Consider the following 16940-nt stretch of genomic DNA (forward strand, 5'->3'; position numbering starts at 1 on the left):
ATAAAAAAAGCAGCGAAGTGCGCTGCTTTTTAAAATGTCTAATTACGTTTATCAGTTACTGAAAGTTTAACTTTTGCGTCGGCGCATCCACGCTAGTGGAGCCAGCAAACTAAATAGCCAAGCGCCTAAGCTACCACCGTCGTCTTCAGAGCCTCTGAAATCACAGTTATTGGTCGCAATGCCATCATGGCACTCTTCTTCCCCACCACCATTTCCACTATTCGCTTCTTTGATGAAGTTCGGCTCAATGATGTAACTGCTCGGTGGACCATCGGCGGTGATGTAGGACTGTACCCAATCGTAATATTGCCCCACTTTAGTGTAGAAGCTTGGGATCGTTAAAGAGCCACACGTTGGTAGAATAAGAGGCGCGCCACTTACGATACCGATCTGCTTACCCGTTGCGACATCAATGAGGGGGCCACCACTGTCACCTTTACACGCAGAGTTACCATATTGAGTATGACTATCCGGCTCCAATACGCGGTTCTTCGTTGGAAGCGTGCAAATTTTGGTTTGGTTTTCTCTTGAATCAATGATGCCCGGAAAACTGCTGCCAATTTCTAAACGCTCATAACATTTGTCGATCGGCAAAAATGTGCTGATGGTAGTTTTGAGCGTATTGGAAGGTTCAGAAGCATCGGGCTGAGTGGTCCCCCACCCAAATACTTGCACGTTTTCGACACGTTGATTAGTCAGATAATTATCGTTCCAATCCGCCGCCAAACGCGCTTCGATATTTTCCATATCAGCTTTATTTGCTAAGTCAGCAACGCGCGCGTTCGCCACTGGGCGCGTGAGGTACAACAACGCGATGTCTGAATCTAAACCAGTTTGGATAGGTTTCACGTTGCCGTTGCTATCGATCTCAGCTTTTGAAATTCGCGTATAGTCAGGGTGAACCACAACGTGAGAGACAGGATAAAAGTTATCAAGCCCTGCTGAATTGAGTTCATACACATTGGCATTCACCGACAGCTCTCCCGGCGGAGTAACATAATAGCTCGCTTCGTTGGTTCCCTGCCCCATCACCACACAGTGTGCCGCAGTTAATACCCACTGTTCCGTCAGCATGGTACCGCCACACAGCGGAAACTCTGCCATGTTACTTGCGCGTAAAGTCACACGATCAACCGGGTCGGTTTGCTCATCTCCTAACACAATCGCTTGAGCGGATTGCACACTGAATGCCGCCACTGCCAAAGCAATGAGCTTGTTGCATGTCGTTCGTTTCATTTAGGTTGTAATCTTCAATCTGGTAAGCCTGAGCGTATCTTCTTCCACAGGCTTATCTTGGAAAATCAAGCAAGTAAAAATGTGCGATTCAACTCATTAGATTACATTCTGACCACATACCTTATCAGTGAAAAATGCAAACTGACTCGCATTGAGTTTTTCAACGGCAAATAGCAATAATTAACAAACCAATCAGTAGCAATTTCTATGAACTATAGTGAAGGTGAGCATTTGCTCTTTAGACATTTATTGAGGTAAGTATGAAGATGTTAACTCTAGCGCTGAGTGCTGCCGTACTCGCGTTTTCATCTGGAGCAATCGCAAGTTCCAGCAATGATCGACTCAAAGTGTTGCAAGATGCCTGTTACCTAAAACAGGTCCCTCGCTTATGTGCCGTCAACCTGCCAGATAAAAGCTACATCGGTCGCTGTGTCGATGCGAAAGCTTATGGTCTTATCTGTGTGCATTTTAAGCAACGTTAAGAGTAACCAAAGCTAAGGTTTAAACGCCTTAGCTTTGGTTATTTATGATAGCGCTTACATCCTAGACTCACCCCGAATGAGTAGCTGGAATTATAGAAAACACCAGTCCATTTTCACCTCTGATTGATCTCCATCTAATCGTTTTATTTTATTAGTGAAAAACGAGTTAGCTCCCAGATATGCAGCAAAATATTCTCTATATTTAAGAGAAGGACAATGCCGCTGGAGGTCTCTATGATCAAGGTTGAAGACATGATGACTCGCAACCCTCATACCTTGCTGCGTGAGCACACATTACGTGACGCAAAAAGCATGATGGAAGCGCTTGATATTCGACATATTCCGGTTGTTGATGCCAATAAACACTTAAAAGGCTTGGTGACTCAACGCGATATTCTTGCTGCACAAGAATCCTGCTTGCACCCAGATGAGGCTGAACAATCTTTTACCCTCGATACTCCGCTTTACCAAATGATGCACACCAACATCATGACTGCCGAACCAAGAGCAGGTTTAAAGGAAAGCGCAATCTATATGCAAAAGCACAAAGTCGGCTGTTTACCAGTGGTCAATAAAGGTCACTTGGTCGGCATCATCACCGATACCGATTTTGTAACTATTGCAATTAACTTGCTGGAATTACAAGAAGAGACCGAGCCGGAAGAGATCGAAGCGGATTAATTCGCTACTAAGTTTCATTCTCTCAAATCGCAGGCAAAAAAAGAGCGGCTCAATTGCCGCTCAAAGATGTCATTACTAACGTAGTAATTGTGGACTCAATACTGATTAGAATTGGTCTTCTTCAGTAGAACCTGTCAGTGCTGTCACTGACGAGTTACCGCCTTGAATTGTGTTGGTCATTCTATCGAAGTAACCCGTACCAACCTCTTGTTGGTGCGCTACGAACGTATAACCTTTTTCTGCCGCTTCAAACTCAGGACGTTGAACCTTCTCAACGTAATGACGCATGCCTTCGCCTTGAGCGTAAGCGTGTGCCAGTTCGAACATGTTGAACCACATGTTGTGGATACCTGCTAGCGTGATGAACTGGTACTTGTAGCCCATGTTAGCCAGCTCTTGTTGGAACTTAGCAATAGTTTCAGCATCTAGGTTCTTCTCCCAGTTGAATGAAGGCGAGCAATTGTATGCCAACAGTTGGTCTGGGTACTCTGCATGAATTGCTTCTGCAAACTTGCGTGCTTCTTCCAGACAAGGCGTTGCTGTCTCACACCAGATTAGATCCGCATATGGCGCGTAAGCTAGGCCACGAGAGATAGCTTGGTCGATACCTGCACGTACACGGTAGAAACCTTCTTGAGTACGCTCACCTTCGATGAAGTCTTTATCATATGGGTCACAGTCAGATGTTAGTAGATCTGCTGCGTTTGCATCGGTACGTGCGATTACTAGTGTTGTCGTGCCAGCAACGTCTGCTGCTAGGCGAGCTGCTACCAGTTTTTGCACCGCTTCTTGGGTTGGAACCAGTACTTTACCGCCCATGTGACCACACTTCTTCACGGATGCCAGTTGGTCTTCAAAGTGAACACCTGCCGCACCAGCGTCGATCATCGATTTCATTAGCTCGTAAGCGTTCAATACACCACCAAAGCCTGCTTCCGCATCCGCTACAATTGGTAGGAAGTAATCAATACCGCCTTCGTCTTCTGGTGACTTACCTGCAGACCACTGAATTTGGTCTGCGCGACGGAATGAGTTGTTGATGCGTTTTACTACCGACGGTACCGAATCTACTGGGTACAGAGATTGGTCTGGGTACATCGTCGAAGCGGTGTTGTTGTCCGCCGCTACCTGCCAACCTGATAGGTAAATCGCTTCAATACCTGCTTTCGCTTGCTGTACGGCTTGACCACCCGTTAGTGCACCAAGACAGTTTACGTAGCCTTTCTTTGAACTACCGTTGACCAGTGACCAAAGTTTGTCAGCACCACGTTGTGCGATTGTGTTCGCAGGCACCATAGAACCACGCAGTTCTACCACTTCTTCTGCTGTGTAAGTACGCTTTACGTTTTTCCAGCGTGGGTTGGTTGCCCAATCTTTTTCCAGAGCTTCAATTTGTTGGCGGCGAGTTAAGTTAGTCATTGGTCTATCCCTCTTATAATGTGCACTTGTGCATGTGCGTTGAGTTTTCCGTTCTCAGGCAGTACATCCTTATCTGCCTCGAATCTTTCACGTAGTCGTTAAACAAACACGTATTAGTTAAATAAATGGAGTGTTCTAAATCTTTGGGTTAATCCAAGTAGTCGTAACCTGGAATGGTTAAAAAGTTGGTCAGTTCATCACTGGTGGTAAGTCTCGCCATCAAGTCTGCCGCTTCTTCAAATCGACCTGCTTGGTAACGCTGCTCGCCAATTTCTTGCTTCACGACTTCAATCTCTTCTTTCAGGTAGAGTTCGAACAGCTCTTTAGTGACCTTCAATCCGTTATCGAGCGACTTGCCGTGTTGAATCCATTGCCAGATAGAGGCGCGTGAGATTTCTGCCGTTGCTGCGTCTTCCATCAGTCCGTAAATCGGCACACAACCGTTGCCAGAGATCCAAGCTTCGATGTATTGCAGCGCAACGCGGATGTTATGGCGCATGCCCTCTTCTGAACGTTCACCTTCGCACGGTTCAAGCAGCTCTGCGGCGGTGATTGGTGCGTCTTCTGAGCGGCTCACATCCAATTGGTTATTGCGCTGCCCCAGTGTGGCACTGAACACTTCCATAGCAGTGTCTGCCAACCCCGGGTGAGCAACCCAAGTGCCGTCATGGCCGTTGTTAGCTTCTAGCGATTTATCGTTGTGGATCTTATCCAGCACTTTTTGGTTTTCTTGTGGGTCTTTAGCCGGAATAAAGGCTGCCATGCCGCCCATCGCAAATGCGCCACGTTTATGACAAGTTCGCACCAACAATCTTGAGTAAGCGTTGAGGAATGGCTTATCCATGGTCACCACTTGGCGATCCGGAAGTACGCGATCTGGGTGGTTTTTCAGTGTTTTGATGTAGCTAAAGATGTAATCCCAGCGACCACAGTTCAAACCAACGATGTGCTCTTTCAGAGAAAACAGAATCTCATCCATTTCGAATACGGCTGGTAAGGTTTCAATCAGTACAGTCGCTTTGATGGTGCCAGTATCCAAACCGAAATATTCTTCGGTGAAATGGAACACTTCGCTCCACCACTTCGCTTCATGATGCGATTGCAGTTTTGGAATGTAGAAGTAAGGACCGCTTCCCTTTTTCAGTAGCGCTTTGTAGTTGTTGTAGAAGTACAGAGCGAAATCGAATAGCGCACCTGGAATGATCTGACCGTGCCACGTTACGTGTTTTTCTTTTAGATGCAGTCCGCGAACACGGCAGATCAACACCGCTGGGTCTTCTGCCAGCTGATAGTGTTTACCATTGCCAGGGTTGGTGTAGCTGATGGTGCCATTAACAGCGTCGCGCAGGTTGATTTGACCATCTAGAACTTTACTCCACGCAGGGGACATCGAATCTTCGAAGTCGGCCATGAACACTTTTACATTCGCATTCAGTGCGTTAATCACCATCTTGCGATCAGTCGGTCCCGTAATCTCCACTCGGCGATCTTGCAGATCTTGCGGGATTCCAAGGATCTTCCAGCTTCCTTCACGAATGTCTTGTGTCTCTGGTAGAAAGTCTGGCAGTTCACCTGCGTCGATACGTGCTTGCTTCTCCTCTCGTGCTTCCAGCAACTGCTCAACACGTCCGGCAAATTTTTCACACAGTAGAGATAAAAAGGTTTGGGCTTCAACAGGGAAAATTGCTTGATGTTCAGGAGCAACGACTCCATTCACCTCAAGCATGCCTTGGGTTTGCTTTAGTTGTTGTGTTTTTTGTTCTGTCTGAGCAAGCATAATCATTCATCCTTAACGTGCTTTATCCATCTTGGGCAGTCAGCCTAAAGCTACATTTGTAAGTTATGAACAACAAATTACATCCTTCGATTTGGTGTTCACTTCGCTTCGTTGTGTCTATACCTTGCGCAACCTAAATTGCTTTTTCAATCTAGACATAAGTCTTACAAGCCTTTAATTAAGCTAACCCAACAAAGGTTTAAGCGAAACCCCTCAAGTAAACAAAACGTTAAATTCAAAGTTTTATTCGGTATCAAACAAGTGTTTGATTTTTGAGTTCAATTTGTAAGTTATTACGTAATTAAATTACATCAATTTTACAGGTTATTTTTGAATTCAAACAAGTGTATGAATAGTAAGGCAGGAGAAAAATCCTTGTATTCACAAGGGCTAGGAAGAGGAAATTAAACACGACTTAAACGCGTTACACAGGCAGTTGTGTAAAATTAACATTGTGAAATTTCACTATTTTATGAAAGCTTCATGAAAGTTCATCTGTAAAATTTTACAAGTCAAAGTTCACGCGCAGAATAAAATGCTAAAAAGCGCACTATTTCTAGTGCGCTTTTTGATGTTTGATCGGGAGTCGCAGGCTAATACTAATAGCTAAAGCAGTTCAGAGACGACTTCTGCCAATTGATTGAAAGTGTTTGATCGTGACGAGCTTGGACGCCAAACCAAACCAATATCGCGATACGCTTGCTGACCAGGAGGGTCGATCACCACCAAGTTCTGGTTGTGTAGCAAACCATGATCAATCGCCATTTGCGGGATAAATGTAGTACCCAAACCATTAGCAACCATCTGTACTAAGGTATGAAGACTGGTTGCGGTGAATGGGTTGATCTTCTCTTTGTCCGTCAACTTACACGCTGAAACCGCGTGCTCAGTAAGGCAGTGTTCTTTCTCTAATAAGAAGACGGATTCATCTGGCAAATCTGCATAACGGATCGGCACTGGTACGGAATCCGCTTGATTGGCACTGATCACCATGCGGAATGGGTCTTGTCCCACTACTCGGCTTTCCATTCCTTCTATCTCTACAGGCAGAGCAAGAATCAATACGTCCAATTCACCGTGGCGAAGTGCTTGCAGCAAGTTGGTCGTCGTGTCTTCTCTTAATAGAAGATTTAATTGAGGGAAGCGGTAGTTTACCTCTTGGACAAGGTCGCACAATAAGAATGGAGCAATGGTCGGAATACAACCTACTTTTAGCTGCCCTTCCATATCATCGCCTTGGCATAGACGACCAAGTTCAACAAGATCTTGCCCTTTAGCGAGCAGTTCGCGACCTTGCTGCACGACCATTTCACCCGCTTGAGTGAAAACCAATGGGCTTTTCTTATCTTTCTTTTCGTAAAGTGGACAACCAATCAACTCTTCAAGGTTTTGGATGCCTTTACTCAAGGTAGATTGACTGACAAAACAACGCTCAGCAGCATCACTAAAATGTCGAGTTTCATGCAGAGTGACCAAATAGTGTAACTGCTTCAAGCTAGGCCATTTATTCATAATTCTATTTGTATCTATTGCTGTTCCAGTGATCGAGATAATAGTTTCGTTATTATCGCTTTTTTCGATGAACTCAATCTATTTATTTCGCTTTTTTCAATACTACAATCTGTACTATAGTTTGTCTCGCACAAACAAGGACCAAACCTAAATAACTGAATGTAGGTTTGGATCAAACCAAATTTTTTAGGAGCAAAAAAATGGTACTAGTAGGTCGTCAAGCCCCTGACTTTACTGCAGCAGCTGTTCTAGGTAACGGTGAAATCGTTGAAAACTTCAACTTTGCAGAATTCACTAAAGGTAAGAAAGCAGTAGTATTCTTCTACCCACTAGATTTCACTTTCGTTTGCCCATCTGAGCTAATCGCATTCGACAACCGTCTAGCTGATTTCCAAGCTAAAGGTGTTGAAGTAATCGGTGTTTCTATCGATTCTCAGTTCTCTCACAACGCATGGCGTAACACTGCTATCGAAGATGGCGGTATCGGTCAAGTTAAATACCCTCTAGTTGCTGACGTTAAACACGAAATCTGTAAAGCGTACGATGTAGAGCACCCAGAAGCAGGCGTTGCTTTCCGTGGTTCTTTCCTAATCGACGAAGACGGTCTTGTACGTCACCAAGTAGTTAACGATCTACCACTAGGTCGTAACATCGACGAAATGCTACGCATGGTTGATGCACTAAACTTCCACCAGAAGCACGGCGAAGTATGTCCTGCACAATGGGAAGAAGGTAAAGCAGGTATGGACGCATCTCCAAAAGGTGTTGCAGCGTTCCTATCTGAGCACGCAGACGACCTAAGCAAGTAATAGACACTGCCGCCCAAGCTCAACGGGCGTGTTGGTTGGATGTATATATAAAGCAAAAAGCTATAGCGGAAAAACCGCAAACGCCAATCAGTCTAAGTAAAGTCATAAAAAAGCCCAGAGTTCGCTCTGGGCTTTCTTTTTATCTGCGCTTTGGAAAAGCAAAAGAGGCAAGCATCACGCAAAAAGTTTACCTCTATTTACCTCGGTCTCAGTACAGATTCTCCCCTTTCGTCCTGCTAGTATTTGCTGTAATTACAATAATTCAGGACAACCTCGTGAACACTCAACTTGAAGTCTGTATTGATAACATTGAATCTCTCCACAACGCGATTGCTGGCGGTGCAACCCGCATCGAACTCTGCTCTTCACTTGCTTTGGGTGGCTTAACCCCAAGTTATGGCTTTATGCAGCAAGCCGCTAAACGCTCTACTATTCCGGTTTACGCGATGATTCGCCCTCGCCAAGGCGACTTCCTCTACAGTGAGGAAGAGATCGAAATGATGCGTTGGGATATTGAAGCCTCTAAACAAGCTGGCTTGAATGGTGTCGTTCTTGGCGTGCTCACTCAAAACGGCGACATTCATATGCCGTACGCAACGGCACTGTGTGAATTTGCTCAAGCGCTTGGCTTAGGCGTGACCTTCCATCGTGCCTTTGACCAGTGTCGCGATGCTGAAAAAGCGTTAGAAGAAGTGATCAGCTTAGGTTGCGAGCGTATTTTGACTTCCGGCCTTGCACCTTCTGCACCGCAAGGTATCGATGTGCTTAGAGCTTTGGTCGAGCAAGCACAAGGACGCATTGCGATCATGGCAGGCGCCGGTGTGAATGCAGACAATGTTGGCCAGCTTGTTGAACAAGCCAAAGTCACCGAAGTGCATTTATCTGGCAAGACAACTCGCCCTAGTCACATGACCTTTATTGCCGAGCAAAGCAAAATGGGCGCTGCCGATGTGGATGATTTTTCGATTCCTGTCACCAACACCGGTGCTATCGCGAACATGGTAACAGCTCTCAATTAAGCGCTTTCAAATCCCGTCTTTAGTTATTGAGTGCTAACATATTGATAACTAAGGACGGGAGGAAACATGGCGAAACTAAAGAAAAAGGAATACGAAGAAGCACTAGAACAGCTGCAAATTGAGTTGGTTAAGCTCCAAGAGTGGGTCAAACACAAAGGGCTTAAAGTCGTGGTACTGTTTGAAGGACGCGACGCCGCTGGCAAAGGTGGCACCATCAAACGCATCACTGAAAAACTCAACCCTCGTGTCTGCCGTATCGCGGCTCTTCCTGCCCCAACAGAAAAAGAAAAAACACAATGGTACTTCCAGCGCTACGTGGCACATCTGCCTGCTGCTGGGGAAATCGTGCTGTTTGACCGCAGTTGGTACAACCGCGCTGGCGTAGAGAAAGTCATGGGCTTTTGTACCCCGGTACAATATGAGGAGTTTCTCCGCTCTTGCCCAGAGTTCGAGCGCATGCTGCAACGCTCTGGCATCATCTTAATTAAGTATTGGTTTTCAGTCTCCGATGAAGAGCAAGAAAAGCGCTTTCTGGAGCGCATCAATACCCCTATCAAACGCTGGAAGTTCAGCCTGATGGATTTAGAGTCACGTAATCGCTGGGCGGAATATTCACAAGCAAAAGACAAAATGTTTGCTTACACAGATACAAAAAACTGCCCTTGGTGGGTAGTGCCTTCTGATGATAAAAAGAAAGCACGTTTGAATTGTATCAGCCATCTGCTCAGTCAAGTCGAATACGAAGAACTTGAGCATCCAGTTATCGAATTGCCAGAGCTGAATAAGGAAGGCTACGTCCGAGCACCCATAGACGATCAAACCTTCGTTCCTGATAAATACTAGAGATGTACCATGGCGAAAGACCTGTTTCATACCCTTGACCTAAATCTGCTCAAAACCTTTATGGTTTTGATGCAAGAGAAAAACATGCGTAAAGCTTCTCAGCGCTTGTTTGTCTCTCAACCCGCCATCAGTCAAGCGCTACAAAAGCTACGTAATCACTTCGATGACGAGCTGTTTGTGAAAGTGAAAACAGGTCTTGAACCGATACCGTTCGCCGAATCTCTTGCCAATGATATTACTCCCCATCTCGATGGTTTAGCGGCTGCGGTTAATCGTTCTCATCAATTTGATCCTGCTGAAGTGGACAACAAAATCCGAATTGCACTGGCGCCAATCACAATGACTTGCTTGCCCGGTTTCCTCTTCGAACAAATGAGAGCGTTAGCCCCTAACGCTCAACTTGAATTAGTTGGTTGGTCGAACAGCACGGTTGATGAGATCTTGAAAGGTGAAACACTGATGGGAGTAAATTACGAGTTACTTCTAACCAATAAAGAGATCTACACGCCGAAGCTACTGGATTTGAAAGGGCGTATTTTTGTCCGTGAAGATCACCCAATCACCAAACCTCATGTTGAACCACATGATCTTGGCGGATACCCAATTGCTTCTTTGATTTCGCCAGGATGGAACGACAAGTTCAGTTACGCGTCTGAGCTTCTTACCGAAATGGGCGTTGAACACAGCATTGGCTTTCGCTCAGAAATGGTCTCTGCAATACTTGATGTCGTCAAACACACCGACATGTATTTACCTCACTCCAATTTACTTCCAGTTGAGCAATTCCCGGGATTACGAGCCGTTGACGTCACGATTGATGGGCAACCACAAATGAAGTCTATTCACGCTCATATGCATATTCGAAACCGAAATAACCCTCTCCTTCAGTGGTTAGTAGGGCTTATACAGCAAGGCCTAAAACAACAGACTGATAAGATTTAATTATCACCCAGATAACGATAGCTATTTAGGCATAAACACAACTTCTCAATAAGATTGTTTCTAGCAAGCTAACTGAAAGGAGTTCAGCTTACCTCGGCAAGGAAGCTTCGTAGTAGATCCCTTGAGACGTTATATGAAAAAGATCCTCCCTTTACTCACACTCTTTATACCTTTATCGATAAACGCATCCGGGTTATTTATTTCTCCAGAAGTGAAAGTTGGCTCATTTCGCGGTGCTGGTATTCAGCTTGGCACTAATGACGTCGCTGGCTTTGACGCGCTCTATTTTAATTACTCACGAGTGACCTACACCAGTGGAAACTTTGACGAAACTATCGATGCCTATCGCGTTGGTTTTCAACACATGTTTGACCACCAGCCACAAATGGGATTTCAAGCCAGCCTTGGTATAGCCAGTTATGATGGCACTTATAGAGAGGAAAGAAGAGATACAACAGGATTGAGTATCGGTGGTGCTTATGTGTATCAGGTAAATCCGATTCTCTCAGTCAGAGCAGGGGCGGATTTGGATATCTTTAAAGACGACAAAACCCACACGTTTACCGATACGGCCATCAACTTCTCTGTGGGTTTTGGTCTGCGCTTATAAGGTTACTTCAGTACGTCATCAATGCTTTGATCGCCAAGGTGGCGTACATCTTTCCCTTTCACGAAGTAGATAATGTATTCACAAATGTTCTGGCATCGATCACCTACGCGTTCAATGGCACGCGCTGACCACATCACTTGCAGAATATGTGGAATGTTTTTCGGATCTTCCATCATGTAAGTCATCAACTGACGAATCACCGCTTCATATTCCGAATCCAACTTATCATCAAGCTTGTGTACTTCTGCCGCTGCTTCTACGTCCATACGCGCAAACGCATCGAGCACTTGGTGCAGCATTTGGATCGCTTGACGACATAAAGGCTCTAATGAGACTTGGAATTGACGCTCTTGCGATGACGGGCTTTCAATCGCCACATAGGCAATACGCGTTGCAACATCACCAATGCGCTCAAGATCTGTGATGGTCTTAATGATCGCCATGATTAAGCGTAAATCTTTTGCCGTAGGCTGACGCTTAGCGATGATGCGAGTACAAGCGTCATCAATCGACACTTCCATCGCATTAACTTTGTGATCATCACGCACAACTTTACGCGCTAGTTCGATGTCTTCTTTGTGCAAGGCTTGAATAGCATACGACAACTGCTGTTCTACCAAGCCTCCCATGGTGAGTACATGGGTACGAATCGATTCTAGCTCTACGTTAAATTGTCCTGAGATGTGACGTCCAAAGTGCATGGCTTTCCTTTAATCCTTGAAAGGTCGCGGCTTAGCCGTAACGACCGGTAATGTAATCTTCGGTTTGTTTCTTCATTGGAGAGGTGAAGATCGAATCCGCATCCGAGTATTCAATCAGTTTACCCATATGAATGAATGCCGTGTGGTCACTGACGCGCGCCGCTTGTTGCATGTTATGGGTAACGATAACCACAGTATATTGAGTCTTGAGCTCGTTGATAAGCTCTTCAATAGTTAAAGTTGAGATTGGATCCAAAGCCGATGTTGGTTCATCCAATAATAGTACTTCAGGTTCAATCGCGACGGCGCGAGCAATCACCAAACGCTGCTGCTGGCCACCAGAAAGTCCAAATGCATTTTCATGTAGACGATCTTTTACTTCGTCCCATAATGCCGCAGAACGCAGTGAACGCTCGACCGCATCGTCCAACATACGACTGTTCTTCACACCTTGTAAACGCAGACCGTAAACCACGTTTTCGTAAATCGACTTAGGGAATGGGTTTGGGCGCTGAAACACCATACCTACTCGGCGGCGCAGTGTGGCAACATCCACACTTGGGTTGTACACATTCTTACCGTGCAAACGCACTTTTCCCGTCACCTTACAACCTTCGACTAAATCGTTCATGCGGTTGATACAGCGCAGCAATGTGGATTTACCACAACCTGACGGCCCGATGAATGCTGTTACGCGCCCTTTCGGAATACGCATGGAAATGTCGTGCAGCGCCTGAGCCTGACCATAGAAAAGATTAAGGTTCTCGATCGAGATAGCCGTTTGTTCATCCGTCAGGTTATGCACATCCAATGGTGGCTCATAACCCAATGTATTATCAAAGTTAAACATGCTTAATCTTGTCCTAAAGTTCGGTATTTCTCTCGCAGATTATTACGAATACTGATTGCTGTTAAGTTTAGTCCGACAATAACCGTCACGAGTAAGAAGGAAGTCGCGTAAACCAACGGACGCGCAGCTTCGATATTCGAGGTCTGGAATCCAACATCGTAAATGTGGAAGCCTAGGTGCATAAACTTTCTGTCTAAGTGCACGTAAGGGAATTGCCCATCCACCGGTAAGCTCGAAGCTAACTTCACGACCCCCACCAGCATCAAGGGTGCTACCTCACCCGCAGCGCGAGCAATTGCGAGAATCAAACCAGTGATTATCGCAGGGGTTGCCATAGGCAAAACCACTCGCCAAAGCGTTTCGAACTGCGTTGCACCCAAGGCTAGCGAACCATGACGAACAGAGCTTGGGATACGGGTTAAACCTTCTTCCGTGGTGACAATCACCACTGGTAGAGTCAAGACCGCTAGCGTCAATGCGGACCACAACAAGCCCGGCGTACCAAAGGTTGGAGCGGGTAATCGCTCGGCATAAAACAGGTTATCGATTGAGGCACCAATGGTATAAACGAAGAAGCCCAAACCAAATACGCCGTAAACAATAGAAGGAACACCTGCAAGGTTAATCACGGCAATACGGATCACCCGAGTTAGAGCATTATTCTTGGCGTATTCATGCAAATAGATCGCCGCAACCACACCTAATGGCATCACGATGATCGACATGATGATTACCAAGAAAACCGTACCGAAAATCGCGGGGAAAACACCACCTTCTGAGTTCGACTCACGAGGGTCTTCGGATAAGAACTTCCAAACCTGTTTCCCCCAATGGGCAACCTTTTCAGGCAATGACATTTGGTTTGGGTACCAGTAGTCCAAAATGTCTTCTAATGGAATCGAAACTTGAGTCCCAGTCATGTCTTCAACAATGAGAGCATAATCAGAGAAGCCTAGGCGCAACCCGTCAAGTTGCATGTCTAGCTTGGCTAACTCTGCTTCAATTTCTGCTTTGCGTTGGCTGCTATTTGCCAAAAACTCTTCAGTGATGGTGTCATTAAGCTCATGCTTGCGCTTGTCTAAGCGAAGTTGTTCTAGCTTCCAACCTAAGTCTTTTACTTGATCATCCACCAGCATATCAATTTCATGGTGCAAGGTTTCTGCATCATCGAGCTTCTGGTCCAAAAGCGCTGGAATGTTGTTTTCATAGCGCGTTTCGCCATCTTGAAAAGCAACAAACTTACCGAAGAAGTAGCCACCGCTGCTGCGTTCAATCACCGCCCATTCACCGGGTGTCGTCGGCTCATCCAACTGCATTTTCAGAACCGAGATAAAGTCAGCTGGATACAACTCACGGTTGGCAATTTTGATGTTCAAACGTGTCGCAAATTCTTCGTCATCCGCGAGTTTATTCGCCGCTTCTTCTGGTAGGTAACTTCTTGGCACAAAACTGCGCTCGTAAACCTGACCAACCAGAATCGAGTTTTCATGCAGCACTTCGCCCTGCACCGGAGTCAGCGCAGCAACATTCCATTGATAAAGTGGCGCAGGCCAGAAGTAAGTCAGCCCCTTCCAGCCAATCAATAGCAATAAACCGAGGACAGAAAGCAGACTGATGCTTACCGCTCCCCCGGTTAACCAAATCCAAGGTGCGCCAGAACGAATCCAATTTAACACGCTATTACTCGCTCTTTCGTTAACTGATTACAACGCACGATATTTATCTCTTAGTCTTTGACGAACCCATTCCGCCAAGGCGTTCACCGCAAAGGTGAAGACAAACAAAATTAATGCCGATAGGAACAACAATCGGTAGTGCGAACTGCCTACTTCCGATTCTGGCAATTCAACCGCAATGGTCGCCGACAAGCTACGCAAGCCTTCTAGTACGTTCCAATCCATTAATGGCGTATTACCCGTCGCCATTAATACAATCATGGTTTCGCCCACAGCACGCCCCAGTCCCATCATGATTGCGGAGAAGATCCCCGGACTGGCTGTTAGCAGGACCACATAAATCAGGGTTTGCCATGGCGTCGCACCCAACGCTAATGAGCCATCCGATAAGTGCTTAGGTACAGAGAAAATCGCATCTTCTGCAATGGTAAAAATTGTTGGAATAACCGCAAAGCCCATCGCCAAGCCAACCACCAGCGCGTTACGTTGGTCAAAGCCAATGCCATGGTCCGTCAGGAACAAACGCATGTCCCCACCAAAGAAAGCTTGCTCTAGCATTGGTGATACCCACACACCCAAACCGATCAGTAGCAAAATCAAAGGCATTAAGACCAAAGCATGCCACCCGTTTGGCAGGCGATTACGTATCGGTTGTGGGATCAGTGCCCATAGGCCGCCCATCACCATAGTGCTCAAAGGCAAAACAAACAGCATCACCACAACGGTAATTAGATGGTCTTCCACAATCGGAGCGAACCAGAGCCCGGCAAGGAAACCAATGATAACCGTAGGCAAAGCTTCCATTAACTCGATTGATGGCTTCACCACACGACGCATACGTGGCGACATAAAGTAGGCGGTATAAATTGCGCCTAAAACTGCCAGTGGTACCGAAAACAGCATCGCGAACATCGCCGCTTTGATGGTACCAAACGCAATTGGCACTATGCTGAACTTCGCTTCAAAATCGTCACTGGCTGAGGTGGATTGCCACACAAATTCGGGCTCTGGGTAACCTTCATACCAAACCTTCTGCCACAAGGAGGACAGAGAGACTTCTGGATATGGGTTATCAACAAATGCGACCGTCAGTTTGTCGTTTTGCCATGTAATCAGATAGCGCTCATTATTCGACATTGCAGCCATCGCTGGCGCTTGTTTATAGGCACGCTTAAACAGTACCAATTTCTCACTGGTGGTGTAGTGGCTTTGCAAAGTACCATTGGTGTAAAAGCTGTAGAAACCTTTGCGGTGTGAATCGGGAAGTAAATACTTCAGCTCAGACGCCAACTTAAAGTCGCGAATGTGAGTCAAAGTACGCTTGTCGCCCTGCAACGTATCAAACCATTGCGATACACGACCATCGTTATGCGTAACGAGCAAAGAATACGCCCCAGCCAGCAAATCCATCGTTCTCACTGAGTGCTTTTTATCACCCTGAGTCAGATCGATAACCTCGCGCACTGAGAATTTATTGTCACCTTTCACCAAGACAATCAACTCTGATCCATGTCGCAAATAAAGGTTATTACCATCTGGCGTCAGCAACATTTGGTCTGGCGCATCAAAACCTGAAGAGAAAGTGTAATCATGGGTAACAGGTGATGCATCTAATAGTTGAGGGACTTGCCAACGTGCTTTTAGTACGCCGCTTTGTGTTTGCCAAACAAGGGTTGGAGCTTGTGTGGAAGTACTAAAAACAAATGTCTTAACTGGATCAGATGCATCTGTCAGTTGCATGTCCATTGAGGTTCTAAACGGCACCACTTCTGGTGGACGAGTGTTTTCGCGCAGCGTCGCGTTAAACTCCGGCTTGAAGATGTGCGCTTTACCTTGGCCATCGACTAAACCATACCAACCTAGTCCTGGTGCAGACTGAGAAAATGCCACTGGGTTATTAGCTATCTGCTGAGTGTAAAGCGCGGGCTTGCTAGAATCATCAAGAGGTAGAAAACGCACTTCACCGGATTGGGTTAAAACCAAACCGATTTGGGAGTAATCATCAACGGAAATTGCGAGTGGCTTCCCGCTTTGGGTTGCACGAGCGGCGTAATTGGTTTCGATCTCTGCATCAGAAAACAGAGGAATGATCACCATCGCAAGGTAAACGAAGATCAACACAAGAGCAGCAAGAACGCCTACACCACCTGATGTCACTGCAAAACGAACCAAACGATCTTTGATCAATCGTTTTTTATCTTTTTCCTGCAATGAAAACTCGGCTTGTGCCATTGATCTCTCTACCCTTTTTGACTTAGTACTAGAATATGTCGTTAAGATGACAATTATATTACAGATCACATTAAACAACTGAAAAGAATACAACTCTTATGCAGGCCGTGTTATGAAATAAAACTGTAACGTAAACCTCATAGTGTTCAGG

The 16940-nt window shown here is 45.9% G+C and carries 15 protein-coding genes; 7 read left to right on the forward strand and 8 right to left on the reverse strand.

Features of this window, described 5'->3' with window-relative positions; translation table 11 throughout:
* Positions 1-66 precede the first annotated feature (66 nt).
* Positions 67-1236, reverse strand: a complete 1170-nt coding sequence (locus QTO06_RS20780) for a trypsin-like serine protease (protein ID WP_077201082.1) — start codon at positions 1234-1236, stop codon at positions 67-69.
* A 260-nt stretch (positions 1237-1496) separates the two neighbouring features.
* Between QTO06_RS20780 and QTO06_RS20785 the strand changes: the two genes are divergently transcribed.
* Both QTO06_RS20785 and QTO06_RS20790 read left to right on the forward strand, forming a co-directional pair.
* Positions 1497-1718, forward strand: coding sequence for a hypothetical protein (locus tag QTO06_RS20785; RefSeq protein ID WP_010648399.1), 222 nt, complete (start codon positions 1497-1499; stop codon positions 1716-1718).
* A gap of 234 nt (positions 1719-1952) precedes the next feature.
* The gene (locus QTO06_RS20790) at positions 1953-2399 is read left to right on the forward strand and encodes a CBS domain-containing protein (protein ID WP_005424784.1); all 447 of its coding nucleotides are present in this window, start codon (positions 1953-1955) and stop codon (positions 2397-2399) included.
* Between the two features lie 105 nt (positions 2400-2504).
* Here QTO06_RS20790 and aceA read toward each other — a convergent pair whose 3' ends face one another.
* The 3 genes from aceA to QTO06_RS20805 all read right to left on the reverse strand — a co-directional run bounded on the left by aceA (position 2505) and on the right by QTO06_RS20805 (position 7107).
* Positions 2505-3818, reverse strand: coding sequence for an isocitrate lyase (aceA, locus tag QTO06_RS20795; protein WP_005440333.1), 1314 nt, complete (start codon positions 3816-3818; stop codon positions 2505-2507).
* 148 nt (positions 3819-3966) lie between these two features.
* On the reverse strand, positions 3967-5595 hold the full coding sequence (aceB, locus tag QTO06_RS20800; RefSeq protein WP_045455388.1) for a malate synthase A: 1629 nt from the start codon (positions 5593-5595) through the stop codon (positions 3967-3969).
* A 606-nt stretch (positions 5596-6201) separates the two neighbouring features.
* Positions 6202-7107: a hydrogen peroxide-inducible genes activator gene (locus QTO06_RS20805; protein WP_005424789.1), complete on the reverse strand. Its 906-nt coding sequence runs from the start codon at positions 7105-7107 to the stop codon at positions 6202-6204.
* 200 nt (positions 7108-7307) lie between these two features.
* Here QTO06_RS20805 and QTO06_RS20810 point away from each other — a divergent pair, with 200 nt between their 5' ends.
* The 5 genes from QTO06_RS20810 to QTO06_RS20830 all read left to right on the forward strand — a co-directional run bounded on the left by QTO06_RS20810 (position 7308) and on the right by QTO06_RS20830 (position 11330).
* On the forward strand, positions 7308-7916 hold the full coding sequence (locus QTO06_RS20810; protein ID WP_005424820.1) for a peroxiredoxin C: 609 nt from the start codon (positions 7308-7310) through the stop codon (positions 7914-7916).
* Between the two features lie 275 nt (positions 7917-8191).
* Complete coding sequence (locus tag QTO06_RS20815) at positions 8192-8935, forward strand: copper homeostasis protein CutC (RefSeq protein WP_331409634.1); 744 nt, start codon at positions 8192-8194, stop codon at positions 8933-8935.
* Positions 8936-9001: 66 nt separating this feature from the next.
* Complete coding sequence (gene ppk2, locus QTO06_RS20820; protein WP_331409636.1) at positions 9002-9778, forward strand: polyphosphate kinase 2; 777 nt, start codon at positions 9002-9004, stop codon at positions 9776-9778.
* A 9-nt stretch (positions 9779-9787) separates the two neighbouring features.
* Complete coding sequence (locus QTO06_RS20825; protein WP_331409637.1) at positions 9788-10720, forward strand: LysR family transcriptional regulator; 933 nt, start codon at positions 9788-9790, stop codon at positions 10718-10720.
* Positions 10721-10853: 133 nt separating this feature from the next.
* Positions 10854-11330, forward strand: coding sequence for a hypothetical protein (locus QTO06_RS20830; protein ID WP_331409638.1), 477 nt, complete (start codon positions 10854-10856; stop codon positions 11328-11330).
* 2 nt (positions 11331-11332) lie between these two features.
* On the opposite strand, the gene phoU is transcribed toward QTO06_RS20830, so the two are convergent.
* Genes phoU through QTO06_RS20850 form a run of 4 tightly spaced genes read right to left on the reverse strand, consistent with a single transcriptional unit; the run spans position 11333 to position 16789 of the window.
* Positions 11333-12031, reverse strand: a complete 699-nt coding sequence (phoU, locus tag QTO06_RS20835; protein ID WP_045370355.1) for a phosphate signaling complex protein PhoU — start codon at positions 12029-12031, stop codon at positions 11333-11335.
* Positions 12032-12062: 31 nt separating this feature from the next.
* Entirely contained in the window at positions 12063-12881 is an 819-nt protein-coding gene (pstB, locus tag QTO06_RS20840; protein ID WP_005424834.1) for a phosphate ABC transporter ATP-binding protein PstB, read from the reverse strand.
* 2 nt (positions 12882-12883) lie between these two features.
* A complete protein-coding gene (gene pstA / locus QTO06_RS20845) occupies positions 12884-14557 on the reverse strand; it encodes a phosphate ABC transporter permease PstA (protein WP_331409639.1) in 1674 nt (557 codons plus the stop codon).
* A gap of 27 nt (positions 14558-14584) precedes the next feature.
* Positions 14585-16789 carry an ABC transporter permease subunit gene (locus QTO06_RS20850; RefSeq protein ID WP_331409640.1) on the reverse strand — a complete coding sequence of 735 codons (2205 nt, stop codon included), beginning with the start codon at positions 16787-16789 and terminating at the stop codon, positions 14585-14587.
* Positions 16790-16940 lie beyond the last annotated feature (151 nt).

The sequence above is a fragment of the Vibrio sp. M260121 genome (assembly GCF_036533715.1).
GTDB lineage: Bacteria > Pseudomonadota > Gammaproteobacteria > Enterobacterales > Vibrionaceae > Vibrio.